This window comes from Staphylococcus sp. FSL W8-1270, assembly GCF_038007165.1.
In the GTDB taxonomy this organism is placed as follows: Bacteria; Bacillota; Bacilli; order Staphylococcales; family Staphylococcaceae; genus Staphylococcus; species Staphylococcus hominis.
Genome location: NZ_JBBOWQ010000001.1, coordinates 1,605,493 through 1,630,056, shown reverse-complemented (window position 1 = coordinate 1,630,056; position 24,564 = coordinate 1,605,493). Strand labels below are relative to the sequence as shown.

Annotated in this window: 24 protein-coding genes and 1 pseudogene; 16 read left to right on the top strand and 9 right to left on the bottom strand. The window is 30.3% G+C overall.

Translation table 11 applies throughout. The annotated features are described in order from the left end of the window. The 3 genes from NSU06_RS08135 to auxB all read left to right on the top strand — a co-directional run bounded on the left by NSU06_RS08135 (position 1) and on the right by auxB (position 3,092). Positions 1-810, top strand: coding sequence for an ABC transporter permease (locus NSU06_RS08135; protein WP_048762327.1), 810 nt, complete (start codon positions 1-3; stop codon positions 808-810). Continuing rightward, a complete protein-coding gene (locus tag NSU06_RS08130; RefSeq protein WP_048762329.1) occupies positions 807-1,880 on the top strand; it encodes an ABC transporter substrate-binding protein in 1,074 nt (357 codons plus the stop codon). Before NSU06_RS08135 ends, NSU06_RS08130 begins: the two co-directional genes overlap by 4 nt. Positions 1,881-1,952: 72 nt before the next feature. Next, positions 1,953-3,092 carry a lipoteichoic acid stability factor AuxB gene (gene auxB, locus NSU06_RS08125; protein ID WP_049420387.1) on the top strand — a complete coding sequence of 380 codons (1,140 nt, stop codon included), beginning with the start codon at positions 1,953-1,955 and terminating at the stop codon, positions 3,090-3,092. A 359-nt stretch (positions 3,093-3,451) separates the two neighbouring features. Here the strand turns inward: auxB and NSU06_RS08120 are convergent, their stop codons facing one another. Both NSU06_RS08120 and NSU06_RS08115 read right to left on the bottom strand, forming a co-directional pair. Continuing rightward, the gene (locus NSU06_RS08120; protein WP_049382524.1) at positions 3,452-4,798 is read right to left on the bottom strand and encodes an Nramp family divalent metal transporter; all 1,347 of its coding nucleotides are present in this window, start codon (positions 4,796-4,798) and stop codon (positions 3,452-3,454) included. 179 nt (positions 4,799-4,977) lie between these two features. After that, positions 4,978-5,589 (bottom strand): YktB family protein, encoded by a 612-nt coding sequence (locus NSU06_RS08115; RefSeq protein ID WP_049382522.1) that lies wholly within the window; start codon positions 5,587-5,589, stop codon positions 4,978-4,980. A 354-nt stretch (positions 5,590-5,943) separates the two neighbouring features. On the opposite strand from NSU06_RS08115, the pseudogene NSU06_RS08110 reads away from it, so the two are divergent. Continuing rightward, positions 5,944-6,198 (top strand): annotated as a pseudogene (locus NSU06_RS08110) (GNAT family N-acetyltransferase); the annotation flags it as partial. A 239-nt stretch (positions 6,199-6,437) separates the two neighbouring features. Next, on the top strand, positions 6,438-7,253 hold the full coding sequence (locus NSU06_RS08105) for an inositol monophosphatase family protein (RefSeq protein ID WP_002448077.1): 816 nt from the start codon (positions 6,438-6,440) through the stop codon (positions 7,251-7,253). Between the two features lie 68 nt (positions 7,254-7,321). On the opposite strand, the gene NSU06_RS08100 is transcribed toward NSU06_RS08105, so the two are convergent. Continuing rightward, positions 7,322-7,513: a DUF5325 family protein gene (locus NSU06_RS08100; protein ID WP_002448174.1), complete on the bottom strand. Its 192-nt coding sequence runs from the start codon at positions 7,511-7,513 to the stop codon at positions 7,322-7,324. 98 nt (positions 7,514-7,611) lie between these two features. Here NSU06_RS08100 and typA point away from each other — a divergent pair, with 98 nt between their 5' ends. Continuing rightward, complete coding sequence (typA, locus tag NSU06_RS08095; RefSeq protein ID WP_017175739.1) at positions 7,612-9,456, top strand: translational GTPase TypA; 1,845 nt, start codon at positions 7,612-7,614, stop codon at positions 9,454-9,456. 61 nt (positions 9,457-9,517) lie between these two features. On the opposite strand, the gene NSU06_RS08090 is transcribed toward typA, so the two are convergent. Next, the gene (locus tag NSU06_RS08090; protein ID WP_002449988.1) at positions 9,518-9,712 is read right to left on the bottom strand and encodes a DUF2197 domain-containing protein; all 195 of its coding nucleotides are present in this window, start codon (positions 9,710-9,712) and stop codon (positions 9,518-9,520) included. 1 nt (position 9,713) lies between these two features. After that, positions 9,714-10,199 carry a hypothetical protein gene (locus NSU06_RS08085; RefSeq protein WP_017175738.1) on the bottom strand — a complete coding sequence of 162 codons (486 nt, stop codon included), beginning with the start codon at positions 10,197-10,199 and terminating at the stop codon, positions 9,714-9,716. Positions 10,200-10,337: 138 nt separating this feature from the next. Here NSU06_RS08085 and NSU06_RS08080 point away from each other — a divergent pair, with 138 nt between their 5' ends. The 3 genes from NSU06_RS08080 to NSU06_RS08070 all read left to right on the top strand — a co-directional run bounded on the left by NSU06_RS08080 (position 10,338) and on the right by NSU06_RS08070 (position 15,875). Continuing rightward, positions 10,338-10,613 carry a YlaN family protein gene (locus tag NSU06_RS08080; RefSeq protein ID WP_017175737.1) on the top strand — a complete coding sequence of 92 codons (276 nt, stop codon included), beginning with the start codon at positions 10,338-10,340 and terminating at the stop codon, positions 10,611-10,613. Positions 10,614-10,857: 244 nt separating this feature from the next. After that, positions 10,858-12,090 (top strand): cell division peptidoglycan polymerase FtsW, encoded by a 1,233-nt coding sequence (ftsW, locus tag NSU06_RS08075; RefSeq protein WP_049420385.1) that lies wholly within the window; start codon positions 10,858-10,860, stop codon positions 12,088-12,090. 335 nt (positions 12,091-12,425) lie between these two features. Continuing rightward, on the top strand, positions 12,426-15,875 hold the full coding sequence (locus tag NSU06_RS08070; protein WP_017175735.1) for a pyruvate carboxylase: 3,450 nt from the start codon (positions 12,426-12,428) through the stop codon (positions 15,873-15,875). A 123-nt stretch (positions 15,876-15,998) separates the two neighbouring features. Here the strand turns inward: NSU06_RS08070 and NSU06_RS08065 are convergent, their stop codons facing one another. Then, positions 15,999-16,919: a COX15/CtaA family protein gene (locus tag NSU06_RS08065; RefSeq protein ID WP_017175734.1), complete on the bottom strand. Its 921-nt coding sequence runs from the start codon at positions 16,917-16,919 to the stop codon at positions 15,999-16,001. A gap of 238 nt (positions 16,920-17,157) precedes the next feature. Between NSU06_RS08065 and cyoE the strand changes: the two genes are divergently transcribed. From cyoE to NSU06_RS08045, 4 genes are all read left to right on the top strand, one after another. After that, a complete protein-coding gene (gene cyoE, locus NSU06_RS08060; RefSeq protein ID WP_017175733.1) occupies positions 17,158-18,069 on the top strand; it encodes a heme o synthase in 912 nt (303 codons plus the stop codon). 29 nt (positions 18,070-18,098) lie between these two features. Beyond that, positions 18,099-18,560, top strand: a complete 462-nt coding sequence (locus NSU06_RS08055; RefSeq protein ID WP_017175732.1) for a DUF420 domain-containing protein — start codon at positions 18,099-18,101, stop codon at positions 18,558-18,560. A gap of 245 nt (positions 18,561-18,805) precedes the next feature. Further along, a complete protein-coding gene (locus NSU06_RS08050) occupies positions 18,806-19,867 on the top strand; it encodes a CAP-associated domain-containing protein (protein WP_049382518.1) in 1,062 nt (353 codons plus the stop codon). 18 nt (positions 19,868-19,885) lie between these two features. Continuing rightward, positions 19,886-20,320 (top strand): YlbF family regulator, encoded by a 435-nt coding sequence (locus NSU06_RS08045; RefSeq protein ID WP_049382517.1) that lies wholly within the window; start codon positions 19,886-19,888, stop codon positions 20,318-20,320. 167 nt (positions 20,321-20,487) lie between these two features. Here the strand turns inward: NSU06_RS08045 and NSU06_RS08040 are convergent, their stop codons facing one another. Further along, positions 20,488-21,423: a glycerophosphodiester phosphodiesterase gene (locus tag NSU06_RS08040; RefSeq protein WP_017175729.1), complete on the bottom strand. Its 936-nt coding sequence runs from the start codon at positions 21,421-21,423 to the stop codon at positions 20,488-20,490. Positions 21,424-21,567: 144 nt separating this feature from the next. On the opposite strand from NSU06_RS08040, the gene NSU06_RS08035 reads away from it, so the two are divergent. Then, complete coding sequence (locus tag NSU06_RS08035; RefSeq protein ID WP_017175728.1) at positions 21,568-21,819, top strand: DUF2129 domain-containing protein; 252 nt, start codon at positions 21,568-21,570, stop codon at positions 21,817-21,819. A 17-nt stretch (positions 21,820-21,836) separates the two neighbouring features. Here the strand turns inward: NSU06_RS08035 and NSU06_RS08030 are convergent, their stop codons facing one another. Next, positions 21,837-22,226 (bottom strand): DUF7147 family protein, encoded by a 390-nt coding sequence (locus NSU06_RS08030; RefSeq protein ID WP_019835748.1) that lies wholly within the window; start codon positions 22,224-22,226, stop codon positions 21,837-21,839. 70 nt (positions 22,227-22,296) lie between these two features. Between NSU06_RS08030 and rsmD the strand changes: the two genes are divergently transcribed. Both rsmD and coaD read left to right on the top strand, forming a co-directional pair. Continuing rightward, positions 22,297-22,848 carry a 16S rRNA (guanine(966)-N(2))-methyltransferase RsmD gene (rsmD, locus tag NSU06_RS08025; RefSeq protein ID WP_002450015.1) on the top strand — a complete coding sequence of 184 codons (552 nt, stop codon included), beginning with the start codon at positions 22,297-22,299 and terminating at the stop codon, positions 22,846-22,848. Next, positions 22,841-23,326 (top strand): pantetheine-phosphate adenylyltransferase, encoded by a 486-nt coding sequence (gene coaD / locus NSU06_RS08020; RefSeq protein ID WP_017175726.1) that lies wholly within the window; start codon positions 22,841-22,843, stop codon positions 23,324-23,326. The genes rsmD and coaD overlap by 8 nt, the downstream gene beginning before the upstream one ends. Positions 23,327-23,372: 46 nt before the next feature. Here the strand turns inward: coaD and NSU06_RS08015 are convergent, their stop codons facing one another. Next, the gene (locus NSU06_RS08015) at positions 23,373-24,512 is read right to left on the bottom strand and encodes a nucleotidyltransferase (protein WP_019835747.1); all 1,140 of its coding nucleotides are present in this window, start codon (positions 24,510-24,512) and stop codon (positions 23,373-23,375) included. Between the last annotated feature and the right edge of the window lie 52 nt (positions 24,513-24,564).

Genomic DNA, 24,564 nt, shown 5'->3' with positions numbered 1-24,564 from the left:
ATGAAATGGTACGGAAAACTTTATATAGGAATATTACTTGTTGTATTATATCTTCCTATTTTTTTCTTAATGTTTTATTCGTTTAATTCAGCTGGAAATATGGTACATTTTGAACATTTTACATTAGAACATTATCAAACTTTATTTCAAGATGATCATTTAATGTCTGTAATATTCAATACAATAGCAGTTGCATTGCTATCCGCAGCAGTATCTACTATTATAGGAACATTTGGAGCAATATCAATTTATTATTTGCGAAATAAGAAGTTTAAATTGACATTACTTACATTAAATAATGTACTAATGATTTCATCTGATGTTGTCATAGGTGCCTCATTTTTAATTATGTTCACAGCTTTAGGTCATATATTTGGATTAGGATTAGGATTTGGAACAGTATTAGCATCGCATATTGCATTCTGTATACCTATAGTAGTCATTCTTGTGCTACCACAGCTATATGAAATGAATCATAATATGTTAAATGCAGCTCGTGATTTAGGCGCTACAGAATCTCAAGTACTCGGACGTATACTTTTACCAAACTTAATGCCTGCTATTATTGGTGGCTTTTTTATGGCACTTACCTATTCCCTAGATGATTTTACTGTAAGTTTTTTTGTGACAGGTAATGGATTTAGTGTCTTATCAGTAGAGGTGTATGCCATGGCTCGAAAAGGTATCAGTATGGAAATAAATGCTATTTCAACAATCTTATTTTTAGCTATTGTGCTAGGTATTATTGGATACTATGCACTTCAAAATATATTAAAACGTAGAAGTGCTAAAAGAGGTGCAATAGAATGAAACAATTTTTTCAGTTAATTATCGGTGCCATTGTAGTAGGATTGATATGTTTAGGAATAAGTCATTGGTTTAATTCTCAAGATCATACAAAAACTGGTAAAAAAGTTTATGTATATAACTGGGGGGAATACATTGATCCCGATTTAATAAAAAAATTTGAAAAAGAGACAGGTATACAAGTTGTTTATGAAACGTTTGATTCGAATGAAGCCATGGAAGCAAAAATTAAAAATGGTGGTACACATTATGATGTTGCATTTCCAAGTGAATATACTGTTCAAAAATTAAAAAGAGAACATTTATTAGAACCTTTAGATCATCAGAAAATACCCAATATTAAAAATTTGGATTCTGATTATATGAATATGGCTTATGATCCACAAAATACCTATTCAATACCCTATTTTTTTGGAACGGTAGGTATTCTATACAATAAAAAAGCGTATCCTAATGAACAATTTGATAGTTGGAACAATTTATATCAGTCTAAATACAAAAATGACATATTACTTGTTGACGGGGCTAGAGAAATTATAGGATTAGCTTTAAATAAATTGGGTTATAGCTTAAATGATTCCAATCCTGTTCATATTAAGCAAGCAGAACAAGACTTACAATCTCTTACCCCTCAAGTTAGAGGGGTAGTAGGCGATGAAATTACTATGATGCTTCAACAAAATGAAGGCCATATTGCTGTAGTATGGAGTGGTGTAGCAGCACCACTTGTTCAAGAGGGAGATACTTATGATTATGTGGTTCCTAAAGAAGGTTCGAATGTATGGTTTGATAACATGGTTATTCCTAAAACTGCTCAAAATAAAGAAGGCGCATATCAATTTATTAACTTTTTATTAGATGCTAAAAATAATAAACAAAATACAGAATGGGTTGGGTATGCTACTCCGAATAAGGCGGCTAGAAATTTATTACCTAATAACATAAAAAATGATCACCGTTTTTATCCAACTCAAAAAGAACAAAAACGATTAGAAGTTTATAAAGATTTAGGGGAGAAAACATTAGGAGAATATAACGAAAGTTTCTTGAATTTTAAAATGTCGTTAAAATAAGTGATAATTAGTAGTTATTTTCCTATAAATTAGATATAATAATTTGACAAGTCAATTAAGGAGTTGTAATAAATGTCAGGAGAACGATACACACAAATCAAACGACCTGTGAGCCGTTTAACTGAGAAACTTTTAGGTTGGATTAGTTGGATTTTCTTATTAATATTAACGGTTATTACAATGTTTATTGCACTCGTATCATTCAGTAATGATACATCTATTCAAAATCTTGAAAATTCCATGAATAATAATCAATTAATACAACAAATACTAGTTAACAATAGTCTAAATACGACTCAATTTGTTATATGGTTACAAAATGGAATTTGGGCAATTATCGTGTACTTTATCATTTGTTTATTAATTTCATTTTTAGCTTTAATTTCTATGAATATTAGAATTTTATCTGGAATATTATTTTTAATTGCTTCCATTATTACTTTGCCTTTAGTGTTATTATTTATTACATTAATTATTCCAATCTTCTTCTTCATTACAGCGATTATGATGTTTGCAAGAAGAAGTAAATTAGAAACTGTTCCAGCATATGGTTCTACTTACGATTATCCCCCTTATTATAATCAAAGAGATGATTATGATGATAGATATTATTATGAAGAAGAACCTACTCAATATAATGATGAAGAAGAGTACATAGAACCACCTCGTAAGACTAAAAAATCAGAACGTCGTACTCGTCGTAAACCTTCAAGTTATTATAATGAAAGAGAACATGATTATGAGGATTATAATCATATTAATCAAAATAATAATGAGCAAGATTTTAATGATGATATTGAGGAAGATAAATATAATCAATATCCTAAACGTGCTGTAACAAGTGAATATCAACAATCTTCAAATGATGATGATACTTCTGGCGTGCTTTCAAGACAAAGAAAGTATAAATATAAATCAAAAAATAGTATGCCGAATGAAGTTAATGATGATGATGAAAATATATTCAATGAAAATAATGTAGAAAAAGACTTATATATTGATAAGAAAGAACAAAAAGCACAACGTAAAAGAGAAAAAGCGGAATTACGTGCTAAGAAAAAAGAAAAACGTAAAGCTTATAATCAACGTATGAAAGAAAAAAGAAAGAATCAGCCAAGTGCTGTTAATCAACGTCGAATGAATTATGAAGAACGTAAGCAAATTTTAAATAAAGAAGAAAACAAAGAGAAACACTCAGTTGATCAAGAATAATTGAAGGTTATTAGTTTTACGTATAGCTCCCAAGCAATTTGAATTAAATTGCTTGGGAGTTTATTTATCGTTAATAAAAATAAAATTGGATAAGTATTTAATAATAGAAGGATATCAATTAAAATAAATGCATACATCATTGAAATGATATAGTCGCAATAATCAGTTCTATTGGAGTATTTGTAAAACCTACATTAATATTAAAAATTAAATCTATACTATTCATATTATGACATTGATATGAAAGTTTAATATAGTGTGGTTTGCAATGATATTATGGAAGTTATAATGAATTAAAAGAATACAGAGAAAAACTATTGTTAAGATATCATGTTCAATACCTTAACAATAGTTTTATTTTATGCAAAAAATTCTTTAAATGTTTCGATAATTAAATAAACATTAAGTAGGCTTAGAATAATAATTAAACTCCAAGAACAAAAGTTAATCCAGTTTTTATTATAAAAAGGGCCCATTAATTTTTTGTTGCTTGTTGCAAGTTGTAAAGGAATGAGTGAAAACGGTAAAGCGATACTTAAAAATACTTGAGAAAGTACTAAAAGTTGTTCCATTTTATTTTCATTACCTTTAAATACAATTAAACAAATTATAACAGGAATGACAGCTAAACCTCTAGTTATTAATCGTCTTAACCAATTTGGAATTGATAATCTTAAAAATCCTTCCATAACAATTTGACCTGAGAGTGTTCCAGTGATTGTAGAATTTTGTCCAGATGCAAGTAGTGCAATAGCGAATAATGTACTCATGATACTGCCAAGTACTGACCCTAGAAGCGGCTGAGTTTTAAGGGCATGATATAAATCATAAAATCCTCCTAATTTATCAGCATTAACACCATAAAATAGTGCAGCACCTAATATAAGTAACAAGCAATTTACTATAAAAGCGATGCTTAATTGTATATTAGAATCAATTGTTGCATATTTTATTGCTTGTGCCTTATCGTTCTCATTAGTTCTATCATATTTACGTGATTGTACAATCGAAGAATGTAAATAGAGATTATGAGGCATAATTGTAGCACCGATAATCCCTAAAGCAATATACAGCACACTGTGATTTGTAACGATATCCTTATGAGGAATAAAACCGTTAAGAATATTAATCACTTTAGGTGACGAAATAAATACTTCGAATAAGAAAATAATTAGAACAGTAAAAATTAATGTTCCGACAATCGCTTCGATTTTTCTGAAACCAAATTTCATAATAAAGAGTAAAAGAAAAACATCTAAAACAGTTATAAGTGCACCTATAATTAAAGGAATATTAAACAATAAATCTAGAGCTATTGCACTTCCGATAATTTCAGCAATATCTGTAGCGATAATAGCTAGTTCTGCTATTATCCAAAACATAATTGCTAACGGGCGATTTAAATAATAACGTGTCATTTGTGCTAAATCCATATCTGTAGCAATACCTAATCTCACTGTCATGCTTTGCAAAAGCATTGCAGATAAACTAGAAACTAAAATAATAAAAAGAAGGATATAGCCAAATTGTGCTCCACCTTGCATAGATGTAATCCAGTTACCTGGGTCCATATATCCTACCGCTACTAATAATCCTGGACCTAAAAAAGCTAGAAATTTTTGGCTTGCACTTTTATGACTACTAAAATCTACTGTATTATTAATTTCATCTAAGCTGCGTTGTTTTTTATCACTCATATAATTCATTCATACACTCCTAAAATCTTTTTAATTATATTAACCTAAATATATTTTTAGGTCAACCTAAAAATGTTGTAAAAAAGAATATTACTGAATTTAGATGGATCTTCAAGACAGTGAGTGATTACCAATAAAATAAAAAACACCTGAGACTTCTAGTAAAGTCCCAGGCCGAAGAATAGTATTTATTCATATAATTTTAAGAATTCATCAAATGTTTCTTTAATAAAAGCTAAAAATGTTTCATCTGATTTTAATCGTTCATCACTAGGGGCTAAAGTACGTGCTATAAAAAATTCTCCTTTTTTCACATTTTTAACACGATCAATAGCTTGATGTAAATCAGTATCACTTAAATCTTTGATATATTGTTTATCTTTTTTCATGTGATTTAAACTAATTTGATAATCATTTGGAAGTTGTTTTAATGCATTAAAATGTTTGTCAAAAACTTTAACACGTTCTTCTTTATTTTTTCCTTCATGCATTATTCCATACATGATAAATAATTGATCCCTAAAAAGGCCAATTTGGAAGTGGGGTAACATTTTATAACCACGTTTATTAGGTGCAAAAGCGACCCAGGTATCTATAGGAGGATTAACACTTCTACGCGCATGTTTAGCAACATGTGCATAAAATGTTTCTCCAGTTTGAGAAGTGAAATACTCACTAAAATAATCGCCTAACTGATGTAATTGAGGTCTAATATATTTATTTAAAGCTTCCATTCGTTCATCTAAACCCTCAACGTCAAATGCTTTAAAATGTTTAGGTGTAAATGTGTATTGTGTCATTGATCTTCCTCCTATTTTAATAGTATGTTGAGTTTATTGTAGCATATATTTCAAAGTGATAATGATAGAATAGTAATATACAATATAGATAGTTAATTTAAACTAATAAGGTAGAGTCAGTACCTAGATGTTAGTCATTTAATTTTTAGGATTTTACCCCTCGTGGTTAGGAGAGTGTCATGAGATTAATAAAAGTAAAAGAAAAAAGACTATAATACAATACTAAAAATTTGGGAGAAATCTGTAGTAAAAACACATGATTTTTTTAAAGAAGAAGATAGAATGCAATTAAAAAATGACCTTCTAACTTATTTAAAATATGTAGATGCATATCTATGATTTTATGATAAAGAAGTTATTGGTTTTTCGGGAATTAATGATGAAAATTTGGAAATGTTGTTTATAGATCCTAAACATTTTAATAAAGGTTACGGTACAATCATACTTCAGTCACTGATTCAAGAAGATAAAATCCAATATGTAGATGTTAATAAAGATAACCAACATGCATTGAAATTTTATATTAAAAATGGTTTTAAAGCATATAGTGAATCTCAAAAAGACAATCAAGGTAGAGATTACCCGATTTTACATTTAAAATTAGCTTAATGATCTTTTATTTATTTATCTTCCATAATTATAAGATGAATGTACATATTTATTCATATATTTTAAATGTTTTCAGTCTTTTATATCATGGATTTGATAGGTTGCTTTTATTGGCGACCTATTTTTATGCTTATAAACTATTCATAAGAGTTTAATATATAGTGATGAAGGTATAAAATGATGTATAACAATTATAAAATTGATTTGATGTATAATAGTAAGCAACAGGAGATGATAGTATGTCGCTATATGATTTTGCTAAAGGCTTAGTTTTAGAAGCAGGAAATAAAGTTAGAATAATGATGAAGGAAGAATTAAATATTGAAACAAAATCAAATCCGAATGACTTAGTTACAAATGTTGATAAAGCTACTGAAAATTATATATATGATGCGATTACCCATAGTTATCCAGAACATCGTGTTATTGGGGAAGAAGGACATGGTCATGATTTAACTCATGTTGAAGGGGTCGTATGGGTAGTGGATCCAATTGATGGCACATTAAACTTTGTACATCAAAAAGAAAATTTTGCTATCTCAATTGGTATCTATCGAAATGGTAAACCATACGCTGGCTTTGTATATGATGTAATGAAAGATGTTTTATATCATGCCAAGGTAGGTGAGGGTGCATTTGAAAATAAACATCCATTATCTACGATTGAATCTACCACCCTAAAGAAAAGCTTAATTGGTATCAACCCAAATTGGGTAACCAAACCTAAAATGGGTCCTATATTTCAAGATATAGTAAATGATGCAAGAAGCTGTAGAGCATATGGTAGTGCAGCTTTAGAAATTATAAGTGTAGCTAAAGGACAATTGGCTGCTTATATCACACCTAGATTACAGCCTTGGGACTTTGCTGGTGGTCTTATTGTATTAAATGAAGTTGGAGGCGTAGCTAGTAACTTATTAGGTGAACCATTAAATATTTCAAGTGCGAATTCAGTATTAGTAGGAAATTCAAATATTCATAAAGAAATATTAGAAATTTATCTAGCACCTAATACGGCTACTTTAATAGATTTACATCAACGCTTTAAAAAATAAAAAATCTTATTTCAATAAAAAAAGCTTGAGACAAAAATATCTCAAGCTTTATATATCTTAATGGTTGATTATAGCCAATTGTTTTCACGATACTTTTTCTTAAGCGTAAATCCGGCGCCAAACGTTGCAATGAAAAGAATAAATGTTAAAATCATCATTGGAATACTTCCGGCACCCACGCTGAAACTAAAGAGCACTAAAAATATAACTGCTACAATAGAAAGTATCCAGAATATACCTTTAGATTTTGGTTTTTCCATCCCCATCCCCACCTTTTAGTTATCTTTTGTTAATATTATGATATAATAAAAAAGTTGCAATTAAAAGTGGGAATTTACTCAAGAAAGGATATTATAAAATGACTAATAGAAGAGAAGATGTTCGTAATATTGCAATTATTGCTCACGTCGACCATGGTAAAACAACACTAGTTGACGAATTGCTTAAACAATCTGGAATCTTCAGAGAAAATGAGCATGTTGATGAAAGAGCAATGGACTCTAATGACTTAGAAAGAGAACGTGGTATTACAATTCTTGCTAAAAATACTGCGATAAATTATAAAGGTACAAGAATTAACATCTTAGATACACCAGGGCATGCTGACTTTGGTGGTGAAGTTGAACGTATCATGAAAATGGTAGATGGTGTTGTACTTGTTGTAGATGCCTACGAAGGTACGATGCCACAAACACGTTTCGTACTAAAAAAAGCATTAGAACAAAATTTAAAACCTGTTGTAGTAGTTAATAAAATTGATAAACCTTCTGCTAGACCAGAAGCGGTAGTAGATGAAGTATTAGATTTATTTATTGAACTTGAAGCAAATGATGAACAACTTGATTTCCCAGTTGTTTATGCATCAGCTGTAAATGGAACAGCGAGTCTTGATCCTGAAAAACAAGATGAAAACATGCAGTCTTTATATGAAACAATTCTTGATTACGTGCCTGCTCCAATTGATAACAGTGATGAACCACTACAATTCCAAGTAGCATTATTAGACTATAATGATTACGTTGGTCGTATTGGTATTGGTCGTGTATTTAGAGGTAAAATGCGTGTCGGCGATAATGTATCGCTTATTAAATTAGATGGTACAGTGAAAAACTTCCGTGTAACAAAAATCTTTGGTTTCTTTGGTTTAAAACGTGAAGAAATTGAAGAAGCACAAGCGGGAGATTTAATTGCTGTATCAGGAATGGAAGATATCAACGTAGGTGAAACAGTTACACCACATGATCATCAAGAAGCGTTACCAGTATTGCGTATTGATGAACCTACACTTGAAATGACATTCAAAGTAAATAATTCACCATTTGCTGGTCGTGAAGGTGATTTTGTAACTGCTCGTCAAATCCAAGAACGGTTAGATCAACAACTTGAAACAGATGTATCTTTAAAAGTTACACCAACAGATTCTCCAGATACGTGGATTGTAGCTGGCCGTGGAGAGTTGCACTTATCTATTTTAATTGAGAATATGAGACGTGAAGGGTTTGAACTTCAAGTTTCTAAACCTCAAGTTATTTTACGTGAAATTGATGGTGTATTAAGTGAACCATTTGAACGTGTTCAATGTGAAGTTCCATCTGAAAATGCTGGAGCAGTGATTGAATCACTTGGTGCGCGTAAAGGTGAAATGTTAGACATGTTAACAACTGATAATGGATTAACACGTTTAATCTTTATGGTACCTGCACGTGGTATGATTGGATATACAACTGAATTTATGTCTATGACACGTGGTTATGGCATTATTAATCATACATTTGAAGAATTTAGACCTCGTGTTAAAGCACAAATTGGTGGCCGTCGTAATGGTGCATTAATTTCAATGGATCAAGGACAAGCAACAGCCTATGCCATCATTGGTCTAGAGGACCGAGGTGTAAACTTCATGGAACCAGGTACTGAAGTTTATGAAGGTATGATTGTAGGAGAACATAACCGTGAAAACGACTTAACAGTTAATATTACTAAAGCTAAACATCAAACTAACGTACGTTCAGCAACAAAAGATCAAACTCAAACAATGAATCGTCCAAGAATTTTAACGTTAGAAGAAGCATTAGAATATATTAATGATGATGAATTGGTTGAAGTAACGCCTCAAAGTATCCGTTTAAGAAAGAAAATTTTAAATAAAGCTGCACGTGAAAAAGAAGCGAAACGTGTAAAACAAATGATGCAAGATCAATAAAACTAATAAAAAGACGCAACATCAAATTTGATGTTGCGTCTTTTTATTATTGAAAAGTATACTATAAGTTTTCATTTGGAAAATGGAGATTAAATTTACGATTTTCATTTGGTCGTTGTCTAGGTGTGTCTAATCGACTTTTACAGTCACTACACATGAATGTTTTAATTGGATTATTACGTAGACGTTTAGCTTCAACTGTACGTTCATCAATTAAGACCTTAGTATCACAAATAATACATTGTACTTCTCGCAACTTAAATCACCTCAATACGAGTTACATATTTAAAGTGATATGAATAGGCGTTCTCCTCGGGATTATAAACAAAGCTATCTACTGAATTATCATCGTACAATCGCTTACCATCTTTAGCAAATTGGAAAAATAGATAAGGTAATAATTCTAATGGAATTTCAATTGAAGATGTATCATTTGAAAGTTTAATTGTAGTTGCACTTTCTAAAGGCTCTGCATTTTTAAAAAATGGTGTCATATTTATTGCAAATGAATCTTCTAATACAGCACGTTTACGATACTTAATTTCAGAGTTTAATGTAGGAGGATTGGTTTGTCCTTCTAAAATAGCCCTATTCCATTCGCGGTTATCTTCAAATTTAATAGGTTTAGTTCCTTCAAAAATACCGTTTTCAATATCTTCTATTTTTACTTTTCTATCATCAAAAATCCATGTTGTACTATCTAAAGTAATAGGAAATTTGACGTCTCCTTTAATTTGAATCATCTTGCCCACTCCCTAGTTTCAATCTAACCATTATTTTATCATATTTAAAATGAAGGGTTTATTGAATAAACTTGCTTTTTAAAAGGTAGTAGGATAAACTTCTGATATGAAGATATTTAATGATAGGGGGAGAATGTGATGCCGAAGCAAATGAACATAAATAGTGCAGCTTATGAGCAATTAAATCAAGATGCTGACCGAATCTTGCATTTAATTAAGGTTCAAATGGATAATTTAACTATGCCATCTTGCCCACTATATGAAGAGGTTCTCGACACACAAATGTTTGGTTTACAAAAAGAAGTAGACTTTGCTGTGAAACTTGGTTTAGTTGATAAAGAAGACGGTAAAAATTTAATGCTTCGTTTAGAAAAAGAATTATCTAAATTGCATGAAGCATTCACAAACGTATAACTCTAAGTCTAATGCTTTGAATATGAAAGTGTTATAATGAGCAAGAATTAATAGATGTAATAATTTATGATAGTGACTGAAATGTTATGTAAATAATATTTTCAGTCCTTTTATTTTATTTTTTACGTTTATGTTTGTTAATTAATAATTACAAAGTATATAATAGTTTAGACAGAATTTAATTTGATAAATCGTTTTAATGAGCATATATAGTTTAAATTTTTAGAATTGGATGATCTTTTTTATGAATAATTTAAAAAATATATTTCGATACATAGGTAGAATCTCTAAGTTTATCGATTATCCATTATTAATTTCATATGTTATTTTGTGTTTTATAGGTTTAGTGATGGTTTATAGTGCCAGTATGGTGGCAGCTACTAAAGGAACGTTAACAGGTGGCGTTGAGGTTTCAGGTACATATTTTTATAACAGACAATTAATTTATGTTATCATGAGTTTCATTATTGTTTTTTTTATTTCATTTATGATGAATATAAAAGTCTTTAAACAATCAAAAGTTCAACAGTGGATTATGATTATCATCTTTGTCCTTTTATTTTTAACATTATTGGTAGGTAAAAATATTAATGGTTCAAAAAGTTGGCTTGACTTAGGATTTATGAATTTACAAGCTTCAGAGTTGCTAAAAATTGCTTTAATTCTTTATATTTCTTATGTATTAAGTAAAAAATTACCGCAGTTAAGAGGTAATTTAAGAATTATCAAAGGGCCAATTATTTTAATTATCCTTTGTTTAGGTTTAGTACTTTTACAAGGAGATATTGGACAAACATTATTAACATTAATTATTATATTAGCAATGTTTTTATTCGTAGGTATAGGTGCTAAGAAAATAGTAAAAGGACCTATTTTATATATTATTCTTGGATTTATTCTTATTGCTGGATTCTTTATTTTCACTGGAATGATGCCAGAATATTTAAAGGCACGTTTTAGTACAATTTACGATCCTTTTAGTTCTTCTTCTGGAACTGGGTATCATTTATCCAATTCATTAATGGCAATCGGAAATGGAGGATTATTTGGTCGAGGATTAGGTAATGGAATCATGAAACTTGGCTATCTTCCAGAAGCGCATACAGATTTTATTTTCGCAGTAATTTGTGAAGAATTAGGACTGATTGGTGCCTTATTAGTAATAGGATTATTATTTTTTATTGTATTCCGTGCATTTATATTAGCCACTAAAACATCTTCATATTTTTATAAATTAATATGTGTTGGTGTAGCGAGTTATATTGGTAGTCAAACGTTCGTAAATTTAGGAGGTATATCAGCTACGATTCCTCTTACAGGGGTTCCTCTTCCATTTATAAGTTTTGGTGGTTCATCAATGATCAGCTTAAGTATTGCTATGGGATTATTATTGTTAGTAGCAAGACAAATTAAAGTTGAAGAAAAAAGAGCAATAAAAAATAAAAAAACAAAAGTGGATATTCCTAGACAATATTAAAATCATTTAATGATAGATGTAAATATGTAACTAACATTATTAAGAGTGGAAGCAAGAATTAAAAAATTTGCTTCCACTCTTTTTACATTTATGTGACAAGTTAAAGGATTACTAGTCTACAGTAGCGTCTTCAAACTATAAATGATAATATAAAGTTATTAAGTATAATAATTATTAATGATTACATTTTAAAATAGTGATTAAGCTAACCTAGTTACTATATTTTCATTTTATAAATTGTATGTAAAAAAGTATTAGCTTTCTCATGTATTTTAAGATAAAATTTTATTATCTAATTAGTTAGAATATTCAAAATATAAAGGGGTGTTTCTTGTTTGAATCATATAAAAAAATTATTAGTAGCCAATCGTGGTGAAATTGCAATTAGAATTTTTAGAGCAGCAACGGAATTAAATATTCAAACAGTAGCAATTTATTCAAACGAAGACAAAAATTCATTACATAGATATAAAGCCGATGAATCATATTTAGTGGGAAAAGATTTAGGACCAGCCGAAAGTTATTTAAATATTGAACGTATTATTGAAGTAGCAAAACGTGCGAATGTAGATGCAATACATCCTGGTTATGGCTTTTTAAGTGAAAATGAAGAATTTGCAAGACGTTGTAATGAAGAGGGCATAACATTTATTGGTCCTCACCTAGACCATTTAGATATGTTTGGTGATAAAGTAAAAGCAAGAACAACTGCAATTAAAGCAAATTTACCAGTTATACCAGGAACAGATGGACCAATTGAAAATTTTGATGCAGCAAAGGCATTTGCTAAAGAAGCAGGATTCCCACTGATGATTAAAGCCACAAGTGGTGGTGGTGGAAAAGGTATGCGTATTGTTCGCGAAGAAAGTGAATTAGAAGATGCGTTTCATCGTGCGAAATCTGAAGCACAAAAATCATTTGGTAATAGTGAAGTATATATCGAAAGATACATCGATAATCCCAAACATATTGAAGTTCAAGTTATTGGCGATGAATATGGTAATATTGTTCATCTATATGAGCGTGATTGTTCTGTACAACGTCGTCATCAAAAGGTAGTTGAGGTAGCACCATCTGTAGGCTTACCTGATGAATTAAGAGAACGTATTTGTCAGTCTGCATTACAATTAATGAAAAATATCAAATATGTTAACGCTGGAACAGTGGAATTTTTAGTATCTGGCGATGAATTCTTTTTCATTGAAGTCAATCCACGTGTTCAGGTAGAGCATACGATTACAGAAATGATTACAGGAATTGATATCGTTAAAACTCAAATTTTAGTAGCAGATGGAGCAAGTCTATTTGACAAACGTATCGCTTTACCTCCTCAAGAAGAAATCCAAACACTTGGTTATGCTATTCAATGTCGTATCACTACCGAAGATCCTACAAATGATTTTATGCCAGATTCTGGTACGATTATTGCTTATCGTTCAAGTGGTGGTTTTGGTGTACGTTTAGATGCAGGAGATGGTTTCCAAGGCGCTGAAATTTCGCCTTACTATGACTCACTATTAGTGAAATTATCTACTCATGCCATTACTTTTAAACAAGCTGAAGAAAAAATGGAACGCTCTTTACGAGAAATGCGTATTCGTGGTGTAAAAACAAATATTCCGTTTTTAGTTAACGTTATGCGTAATGAAAAATTCCGAAGTGGAGATTATACAACAAAATTTATTGAAGAAACACCGGAATTATTCGATATTGCACCTACATTAGACCGTGGTACTAAAACATTAGAATACATTGGGAATGTAACCATTAATGGTTTTCCGAATGTCGAAAAACGTACGAAGCCAGACTATGAGTCAACTTCGATTCCGCAAGTTTCAAAAAAGAAAATTCAACATCTATATGGTACAAAACAATTACTAGATGAAAAAGGCCCTAGTGGAGTTGCAGATTGGGTTAAAGCACAAGATGATGTTTTAATTACTGATACGACATTCCGTGATGCGCATCAATCTTTACTTGCTACGCGTGTACGTACAAAAGATATGTTAAATATAGCTTCTAAAACTGCTGAAGTATTTAAAGATAGTTTTTCTTTAGAAATGTGGGGAGGCGCTACTTTTGATGTGGCATACAACTTCTTAAAAGAAAATCCTTGGGAGCGTTTAGAAAAACTTAGAAAAGCGATTCCAAATGTATTATTCCAAATGTTATTAAGAGCTTCAAATGCTGTGGGTTATAAGAATTATCCTGATAATGTAATTCAAAAATTTGTAGATGAAAGTGCTAAAGCAGGTGTAGATGTTTTCCGTATTTTCGACTCATTAAACTGGGTAGATCAAATGAAAGTGGCAAATGAAGCGGTACAAAAAGCAGGTAAAATTTCAGAGGGTACTATTTGTTACACAGGGGATATTTTAAACTCAGAACGTTCAAATGTGTTCACTTTAGATTACTATGTTAAATTAGCTAAGGAATTAGAACGTGAAGGTTTCCATATTTTAGCAATTAAAGATATGGCTGGCTTATTAAAACCTAGAGCAGCATATGAACTGGTTGGAGAATTAAAAGCTGCAGTTAATTTACCAATACATTTACATACACATGATACAAGTGGAAATGGTTTATTAACCTACAAACAAGCCATCGATGCTGGTGTAGATATTATCGATACAGCTATTGCATCGATGAGTGGCTTAACAAGTCAACCAAGTGTGAACTCCTTATATTATGCATTAGATGGGTTTAAACGAAATATGCGTACAGATATTCAAGGTTTAGAAGAACTAAGTCACTATTGGAGTACTGTTCGCCCATACTACGTTGACTTTGAAAGTGATATTAAGTCACCTAATACAGAAATTTATCAACATGAAATGCCAGGTGGTCAATACTCTAATTTAAGTCAACAAGCTAAAAGTTTAGGTCTTGGTGAACGTTTTAATGAAGTCAAAGATATGTATCGTCGTGTTAATTTCTTGTTTGGAGATATTGTTAAAGTGACACCATCTTCAAAAGTGGTAGGAGATATGGCGTTATATATGGTACAAAATGATTTAGATGAACAATCGATTATTGAACAAGGTTATAAATTAGATTTTCCTGAATCAGTAGTGTCATACTTTAAAGGTGAGATTGGTCAACCAGTAAATGGCTTTAATAAACAATTGCAGGATATTATTTTAAAAGGTCAACAACCGCTAACTGAACGTCCAGGAGAATATTTAAAACCAGTAGATTTTGATGAAATACGAGAACAATTACAAGATAAAAATTATGGTGAAGTGACTGAGCAAGATATTATAAGTTATGTACTTTATCCAAAAGTATTTGATCAATTTATTCAAACTAGACAACAATATGGTAACTTATCATTACTTGATACACCGACATTCTTCTTTGGTATGCGTAACGGTGAGACTGTAGAAATTGAAATTGAAAACGGAAAACGTTTAATTATTAAACTTGAAACAATTAGTGAAGCAGATGAAAAGGGTAATCGAACAATTTATTACGTGATGAATGGTCAAGCTCGTCGTATTACGATTAAAGATGAAAACATAAAAACAAATGCGAATGTAAAACCTAAAGCAGATAAAACAAATCCAAATCATATAGGAGCTCAAATGCCAGGAAGTGTGACTGAAGTTAAAGTTTCAGTAGGTGATGAGGTTAAAGTAAATCAACCACTATTAATCACTGAAGCCATGAAAATGGAAACAACAATTCAAGCTCCATTTAATGGAGTGATTAAAAAAGTTACTGTTGGAAATGGTGATGCTATTGCAACGGGAGATTTATTAATCGAAATTGAAAAATCTGAGTAGGTATTAAAAAGTTTAAAAGCATAAGATAGAAAGTTAAATGACATTCTATCTTATGCTTTTTTGCATAAAAAACACGTTAGAGATTCCATGTTTTACAATAACTCTAACATGTCTTTTAAAACTTTATTTGATTTTTGATTTTTCACTTCTAATTGAACGAAGCATGAGTAAAATAAAGTAAGCGATTAAGCCAAAAAGTATAGTAATACAAAGTGCGTGTAGCAATGCAATAATTAAATTAACATGTGTGATTACAGACAATGCACCCGTAATCACTTGTAAAATAATTAAAATAAATGCAGCAGTATAGCCATATCTAATTGTACGGTTTTCAGAATAATTTTTGATGGCATGAATAAATGTAATCATAATCCAACAAAAAGTGATAAATGCCATACCGCGATGTGCAAATTGTACCCAATCTTGCTCAGTATGGGGTACTAAATTATTAAACGGCAATGGCCAGCTTCCATATGCTAAACTTGCTTTAGCGTGGCGAACCAAAGCACCAGTGTAAATAGTGACATAAACAACGCCCGTCATAATCCAAGTAAGATTGCGCAATGGTTTTTTTATAAATAATTCATCAGCCTCATATTTTTTATCCACTTCAAAAATAATAAGCATTAATACGAACACAGAAGAAAAACTAATTAATGAAATTCCAAAATGTAAGGCTAAAACGTAAGAATTTTGTTGCCAAATAACAGCTGCTGCGCCAATTAAGGCTTGAATTAATAGGAAAGCGACACTAATAATTGCTAAAGGTTTAACCTCTTTTATGTATCCTATATTTTTCCAAGCTGTGATGGCCAACCATAACACAACAATTAATGATAAACCTGATACAGCTCGGTGACTCAATTCAATGATTGTAGCAATTGGCAAATTCTGAGGTAATAAAGCGCCGTGACATAAAGGCCATGAAGCACCACAGCCATCTTCAGAGCCCGTCTTAGTTACTAAGGCGCCCCCAAGTTGTACCAATGCCATAATAATTGTTGCTACGATTGATAACCATTTAAGGTTTCGTTTGTTAAACAAGTTTAAACACCCCATCATTAATTTAAAATATTTTGTAATATGATATCCATTTATGCTCTGATTTTAATATAAAAGATATAATTATAAATATTACAACTATTATACTACAATAATTAAAGACAAAAAATTAGTGAGACAGGAAGTCGTTAAAGTGTCACAATTTAAATAGATATTACCTAGCCTTTTATAAGTAATTATTATATCATAGTACTATATGAAAATTTTAAGGAGGGGAACCATGAGTAAAGAACACACTTTATCACAGCCGTCAAGTAGAGTGTCTTTTAAAGAACTACAACAAATTATTAAAATGGGCTTGGTACAGGGTAACCTAATTCCTGCTTTTGCAGGCGCTTGGTTAGCTATTGTAATGACAAATCATTCCTTCCTATCGTCAATACCTCAAATCCTATTAATGTTGATAGGTTCGACATTAATTATGGGTGGTGCTTGTGCATTAAATAATTATTATGATCAAGATATCGATAAAATTATGCCAAGTAAACAAAGTAGACCAACAGTAAACGATAGAATTTCAGATAAACATTTATTAATGTTAAGTTTTGGTATGATGTTAGTAGGAGAAGCATGTTTATTCTTATTAAATGTGCCATCAGGTGTTTTAGGACTTTTTGGTATAGTAGGATATGTATCATATTATTCAATCTGGTCTAAAAGACATACGACTTGGAACACAGTAGTAGGAAGTTTTCCAGGTGCTGTGCCACCTTTAATTGGATGGACAGCTATTGATGGACAAATAAGTCTTGTAGCTTTTGCTTTATTTTTAGTTGTCTTTTGTTGGCAGCCTATTCATTTCTATGCTTTAGCTATTAAACGTAGTGATGAATATTCATTAGCAAATATTCCTATGTTACCTTCAGTAAAAGGCTTTAAACGTACAAGAGTAAGTATGTTTATTTGGTTAGTATTTTTATTACCATTACCGTTCTTATTATCTAGTTTAGGCACTACGTTCGTTGTATTAGCAACTTTATTAAATCTTGGATGGATTTTTATAGGTTTAACAACATTTAAGAAAAATACTGATCAAACTAAGTGGGCAACAAAAATGTTTATCTATTCACTAAATTATTTAGTAGTATTCTTTGCATTAGTTGTTGTCATCTCTTTAATAAAAATGATTTAAAATATCTAAGTTAAATAAGGATGGAACATATGAGTTTACCAATTCTACCAACTATTAGTACAAGCTGTATCGTAATTAGTGCTATTTTAGTAGCAATAGGATGGTGGCAAATTGCTCATCGTCATGTTAATACTCACAAAAAAGTTATGTTATGGGCAGCATTTTTCGCATTAACGTTTTTTATAATTTACGCAACTCGAACGATATTTATAGGTAATACAGATTTTGGTGGTCCAGATTCTGTTAGAACATATTATAAGATATTCTTAATCTTCCACATTAATCTTGCTACGATTGGTGGCGTATTAGGATTAGTTCAAATTATTACTGCATTTAAAGATAAATTTAAATGGCATAGAAGAATCGGACCTGTCGCTTCAATTATATGGTTCTTTACTGGTATTACAGGTGTGGCAGTATACTTATTACTATATGTAATTTATCCAGGTGGAGAAACTACATCGGTGATTAAAGCCACACTAGGTTTATAACAATATTGAATATTTTAAAGAATAGCCTGGGACATAATGAGTGTCTCAGGTATTTTTAATATTTTGGCAGTCGATGATCAAATTGTTTAGTATAAATTATGTTTTAATATTAATTGTTTATTTTATTTGTAAATAGGTATAATGTAGTTTAATTAATAAATTTGGAGTTTAGAAAAAAAGAATGGCTTGATTGTTAAAATAGTTATTTTGTACAATATATATAATTCTAAAGAGGTGGGGGAGCAATGACTAAGTTAGTAATCAAAGTTTTAGGAGTCGTATTTTTAATTACATTTTTAATTTATTTATTTTACTCACCAAGATTAAAATTTGATGTTCTTGAAAATCCTAATAACAACAATAAAATAAGTCATTCAAATCAAGTATCACATTCCGTGAAAAAACAGACTGAAAATCCTGCTCCCAAAAATGGGATAGGTACTTGGATAGGTAAAGATATTAATTATCTTACAAATAAATATGGACAAGCAAATCGTACATATCCTGTTAAAGGCGGATATACTGATTATATATTTAAGAGAAAACAACAATATTATATTGTTACTACAAAACATGATGAAATTAAATCTGTTTATGCTACTGGAGAAAAAGCTCAAACCGGATCATTAAAAATCAATGAAAATGCTTCACATATATTTGAAAAAACTAGTATTAATCCTGACCCCTCTTTTAAAGTGAATGGAAAACAATATAATTTTGAGTTATCAGATGAAGATATTAAAACTCAAACTCTAATTAAATATGGTAATATTTATGCTCAAGTTTATGTGGATCAACAATCAAATCGAATTATGGGTATTCGATATCTAGATAAAGAACTATTAGCATTTATAAAACCTTATCAATTAACAGATGAAGAAGATATTTCAGATGATAAATTTAATAATGACAGAAATAATAAAGATTCATTACCATATGAACAAAGCCCAAATCAATTGATAACCCTCTATGAAATTACTAATCAAATGAGAGATTTAAAACATATTCCACCATTGAAAGTAAATTCAGACATTTCACATATTGCTTCAGCAAATTTATATGAAGCAACTGGTACAGAAGATGTTGAATTTACAGAAGAAGCCCTTAAGAGCCAACTTGGTAACGAAAACATTGACTTTATAGCTACAAGTCAAAATGTGGGCTATGATTTTGATGACGTGCCTACATTAATTCATAGTTGGATGAATTCGGATATACACCGTTCAAGAATGTTAAATAAAAAGTATAATGAAATGGGTGGAGAAGTAATGAGAAATTATTATTCACTTATTTTTGTACAAAAATAAGTTGTGAGGTGACCGATAATGTATACAGAGGAAACATTATCAATTTTAGATGAAATTGAAGATTTATCAGACATGATTGTACAATCAAAAGTGTATTTTAATTATAGAGAAGCTCAAAAAACACTTAAACAAGATGATGAAGCACATTTACTGTATCAAGCTTTTTTAAAATCAAAAGAACGTTATGATGAAGTGATGCGCTTTGGTAGATATCACCCAGATTATCAAAATGTAATGTTAGATACACGTCGACGTAAGCGAGCTTATGAAATGTTGCCTAATGTAATGGATTACAAATCTAAGGAAGTACAATTACAAAATTTAATAGATGAAGTGTTGACTACAATCGCATTATCTGTGTCAGAAAATGTAAAGATTGAAGTGGGTAATCCATTTTTTAAAACGGATTCTAAAGGCTGCGCCTCAGGAGGTACATGTAATTGTCGTTTATAATTAAAAATAAAATCTAGTAAATCAGAGGTTGAGTTGCAAAATGAGATGTCAGCATATTTTTACTTTAATTATTGAAGATTAATATATTAAAAGAATCTGAGACAACTATGATGTATGTCCCAGATTCTTTTATGTATATATTTTAATTTTATATAGAATGAGTGTATTTAATTTGAGGTATGTTGTTTTAGTAGTGATTTAAATTGTTTACCTAAATCAGGACGGTCAGTAACAATGGTGTGGACACCTTTTTGATACAAATCATACATTAAGTCAACACTATTGATGCCATAATAACCTGGCACAATATTTAATAAGTTAAGCCATTGAATAAAATGAGTTGATGATAATGGGATACCTTTGAATTTTATAGGCATTTGAAATGTGTCAGCTTGAGGATGATAATGATAACCTAGTCCTAAAATAAACTTAATCACACCTTCAGTCACTTCATGTTGACTTGCACCAGTAGCTATTTCTCCATTGCTTATTGCTCTAAAACGTTCATTTTGTTTTTTATGGAAACTTGTTACAAGTACACGTTTCTCAGCATGATGATGCTTTATAATATCATACATTTTTTTAGGCGCAATAGCTCCTTCATAACTACTTGGAGTATCTTTTAAATCTACATTGATATATTTGCTAGGATACATTTCTAAAAGTTCATCGAAAGTTAAAATTTTAGCTTGTTGATGACCTCTATAAATATGGCGACCATTGATATCAGTAAAATGAAATCCTGCATCTAATTTTTTTAATTCTTTTAATGTGTAATCACATACTTTTCCTGAACCATTAGTAGTACGGTCGACTGTAGCATCGTGAAAAACAATCAATTCTTCATCTTTAGTTAGTCTCACATCTGTTTCAAAGCCATCTAAACCATAATCAACAGCATTATCGAAAGCTAATTGTGTTTGTTCTGGTCGAACTGACATTCCACCTCTATGTGCAAAAATATAAGGTGCTGGTCCATTAAAAAAGTAAGGTATGTCTTTAAGCATTTTAGGCTTTTGATTTCTTTTTAAAAGTAATAAACTGCTTAGTATACCCATACTAGTGATACCCAAATTAAAAAAATTCTTCTTAATGTGTTTCAAGGTATAACCTCCTAAAGTTCATTTAAAATTAATAATTAAAGAAATATTTTTCGAAAGTTAAGTGTTGAGATATTGAATGTATTTTATAAAATTATTAGTCATGGTATAGTAATTATGCATAATAAATGGAGTGAGTGAAATAATATGGAATTGATTCCAAGAGTTAGCTTAATTATTTACTTAAAGCATATTAAACATGAAAGACAGATACGTAAATATGGACATATCGTTTATACTAATAAACCTCGAAAGTATGTAGTAATGTATGTTAATGAACATGAAGTAGACGATATTCTCCAGAAATTAATGAAATTAAAATATGTTTTACATATTGATGGATCCCCTTATAAAAACTTGAAAAAAACATATGATAAAGAAAAGCATGAAAAGCTTTAAGATGTATTTAAACATTGTTATTGCATCGGTGGGATCCAATTTTGTAAACGAAGTACGCTAATTAAATATTTAAAATATAAATCATTCGTATGAAATGCATTTGGCGGTTGAACATCAATGCCGACAATAGGAATATCATACGATTGAGCTTGTTCATTAATCATCTCAAATTTTTTATTACTATTTGGGTAAGGATATTTTAAAGCGTTTAACATCATATATATGGCTTGAAATTGTTTACCGGTCGTAGGATTCATAATAATTGCGACTGATGATAATTGTTTGTCTGACTGTGGTGTATGGAAATAGACAACCTTGTCTATTCTTGCATGATTATATTCAATAAGAGTAAGAAATTCGAATAAATCTGTAAGTCCTTCTCCTAAAATAATAAATGATTGTTTCATAAATATTTAATTCTCCTTTTTCAAAATAAATTATAGTAAATAAATGAATGAAATGGAAGTGTAAGTCAAAATGAGAGTCATTGCTGGAAAACATAAAAGTAAACCACTAGAGAGTTTAGAAGGACGTAATACACGTCCAACAATGGATAAAGTTAAAGAAGGTATTTTTAACAGTTTACATGAAGTATACGGCTTAGGTTTAGACTTATTTGCTGGTAGTGGTGCTTTAGGAATTGAAGCACTTTCTAGAGGTATGGATAAAGTTATATTTGTAGACCAAAACTTTAAAGCAGTTAAAGTGATCCAAGCTAACTTGAAACAATTAAATTTAGAGGAACAATCTGAAGTATATAAAAATAATGCAGATAGAGCGTTAAAGGCTATCAATAAAAGAGACATTCAATTTGATTTCATTTTTTTAGACCCTCCTTATAATAAAGGGCTAATAGATAAGGCTCTAGATCAAATTTCTAAGTTTAATTTATTAAAAGAACATGGTATTATCATTTGTGAGTTTAGTAATCAAGAAAAAATCAATACATATGATTTTGAAGTAATTAAGCAATATCATTACGGTTTAACAGATACTTTGTTATTAAAAAAAGGAGAACACAATGACTAAGACAAAAGCAGTCATTCCAGGTAGTTTTGATCCTATTACTTATGGGCATTTAGATATTATAGAAAGAAGTTCTGATCGATTTGATGAACTTCATGTATGTATATTAAAAAATAGTAGTAAAGCAGGTACATTTTCTATTGAAGAACGTATGGAATTAATACGTGAATCTGTAAAACATTTGCCAAATGTGAAAGTACATAATTTTAATGGATTACTTGTCGATTTTTGTGATAAAATAGGCGCTAAAACAATTATTCGTGGCTTAAGAGCAGTGAGTGATTTTGAATATGAATTACGTTTAACTTCAATGAATAAAAAATTAAATAGTAATGTAGAAACAATGTATATGATGACAAGTACAAACTATTCATTTATCAGTTCAAGTGTTGTGAAAGAAGTGGCTCAATATAAGGCAGATATTTCAGATTTCGTACCTAGGCATGTTGAAAGAGCATTAAAAGAAAAATTTGAAGATTAAAAAATTAGCGTATAGAACAGAAATGAAATGTTCCATACGCTTTAATTCAATTATTTAATCTAATTACAGGGGTATTAAAATCATTTTTCTGTTGACCTGATAATAAGTTATAAATATCGGTAGATTTAATTTCATTTTTAAAAAAATGAGCAGATGTTTTATTAATATTAGTGATGAATTGACGCTCTGGAAATTTGGTTTTTAATTGTTTGAGATAACTTTGTCCGCGACGATTCATTCCTAAAATTCTTACAGCTGAAATGGATTGAATAGAATCTTCTTTTTTTACATTTAAAAGAATTTGCATAAGTATGCGTTGTAAATGAGTATAGGTAAAGCGTTTTGTCTTCAGTAAAGACATAAAGGATTCAAAAGAAGTGGCTTGATTGATATATTTTTTTAATCGATGTTCTAGTCCTTCAGATATAGTGTATATATGAGCCATTTCATGAATTGAATGACTTAAGATATGATATTTAATCAAGCTAAATGTATCCTCTTTAGTTAAATGAGGTGTTGTATACAGTGATTGAATTGAAGAGGGAACAACTGTAGTCCACTGAGTTTCTTGAGTGATTAACGACTGCCTAATTGCAGAACCACTTGCAAAGGATGATGTTTCAATTGTCGCATCATGATGATGAGCATGCACACGTTGGATAGCAAGTCCTTTCATGTGAGGTGCAAATTGTTGTATAGCTTTTAAGTAAGTGATTGCTAAAATATTATTAGGCATTTTCAGTAAAGTATTATCGCTAATTAAATCATTTATAATTTTTGCATAATTACTACCTTCTTTTACTTTTTGATTAAAAGTTGAACTATGTTCTAAATTGATTATTTCATTTGCAACGTTTTTAAGGCGAGTTATATCAGGTGTTTCACTTCCAAAAGCAATAGTATTAACATCTAGATAACGAGCAACTTGAACAGCTATTTGTGCAAAATAATCACTTGAAGAAAGACTAGCGATAAGGGGTAACTCAACAACTAAATCGACATTGGAAAGTGCCATTTGTGTACGTAGGAATTTGTTATAAATAGCAGGTTCACCTCTCATAACGAAATTACCACTCATGATTGCAATAGAGATCTCTGCATCGGACTGTACTTTAGCTTGTTGCGCATGATAAGCATGACCGTTATGAAATGGATTATACTCTGTAATCAATCCAACACTTTTCATTTGCAATTCGTCCTTTCAGTATTCATTATTAGTATTGTAACAGATAATAAGA

Excerpts from the sequence above, each read along its gene's own strand:
- NSU06_RS08135 (WP_048762327.1), top strand. The coding sequence starts at position 1 with ATGAAATGGTACGGAAAACTTTATATAGGAATATTACTTGTTGTATTA.
- NSU06_RS08130 (WP_048762329.1), top strand. The coding sequence starts at position 807 with ATGAAACAATTTTTTCAGTTAATTATCGGTGCCATTGTAGTAGGATTG.
- auxB (WP_049420387.1), top strand. The coding sequence starts at position 1,953 with ATGTCAGGAGAACGATACACACAAATCAAACGACCTGTGAGCCGTTTA.
- NSU06_RS08120 (WP_049382524.1), bottom strand. The coding sequence starts at position 4,798 with ATGAATTATATGAGTGATAAAAAACAACGCAGCTTAGATGAAATTAAT.
- NSU06_RS08115 (WP_049382522.1), bottom strand. The coding sequence starts at position 5,589 with ATGACACAATACACATTTACACCTAAACATTTTAAAGCATTTGACGTT.
- NSU06_RS08105 (WP_002448077.1), top strand. The coding sequence starts at position 6,438 with ATGTCGCTATATGATTTTGCTAAAGGCTTAGTTTTAGAAGCAGGAAAT.
- NSU06_RS08100 (WP_002448174.1), bottom strand. The coding sequence starts at position 7,513 with ATGGAAAAACCAAAATCTAAAGGTATATTCTGGATACTTTCTATTGTA.
- typA (WP_017175739.1), top strand. The coding sequence starts at position 7,612 with ATGACTAATAGAAGAGAAGATGTTCGTAATATTGCAATTATTGCTCAC.
- NSU06_RS08085 (WP_017175738.1), bottom strand. The coding sequence starts at position 10,199 with ATGATTCAAATTAAAGGAGACGTCAAATTTCCTATTACTTTAGATAGT.
- NSU06_RS08080 (WP_017175737.1), top strand. The coding sequence starts at position 10,338 with ATGCCGAAGCAAATGAACATAAATAGTGCAGCTTATGAGCAATTAAAT.
- ftsW (WP_049420385.1), top strand. The coding sequence starts at position 10,858 with ATGAATAATTTAAAAAATATATTTCGATACATAGGTAGAATCTCTAAG.
- cyoE (WP_017175733.1), top strand. The coding sequence starts at position 17,158 with ATGAGTAAAGAACACACTTTATCACAGCCGTCAAGTAGAGTGTCTTTT.
- NSU06_RS08055 (WP_017175732.1), top strand. The coding sequence starts at position 18,099 with ATGAGTTTACCAATTCTACCAACTATTAGTACAAGCTGTATCGTAATT.
- NSU06_RS08050 (WP_049382518.1), top strand. The coding sequence starts at position 18,806 with ATGACTAAGTTAGTAATCAAAGTTTTAGGAGTCGTATTTTTAATTACA.
- NSU06_RS08045 (WP_049382517.1), top strand. The coding sequence starts at position 19,886 with ATGTATACAGAGGAAACATTATCAATTTTAGATGAAATTGAAGATTTA.
- NSU06_RS08035 (WP_017175728.1), top strand. The coding sequence starts at position 21,568 with ATGGAATTGATTCCAAGAGTTAGCTTAATTATTTACTTAAAGCATATT.
- NSU06_RS08030 (WP_019835748.1), bottom strand. The coding sequence starts at position 22,226 with ATGAAACAATCATTTATTATTTTAGGAGAAGGACTTACAGATTTATTC.
- rsmD (WP_002450015.1), top strand. The coding sequence starts at position 22,297 with ATGAGAGTCATTGCTGGAAAACATAAAAGTAAACCACTAGAGAGTTTA.
- coaD (WP_017175726.1), top strand. The coding sequence starts at position 22,841 with ATGACTAAGACAAAAGCAGTCATTCCAGGTAGTTTTGATCCTATTACT.
- NSU06_RS08015 (WP_019835747.1), bottom strand. The coding sequence starts at position 24,512 with ATGAAAAGTGTTGGATTGATTACAGAGTATAATCCATTTCATAACGGT.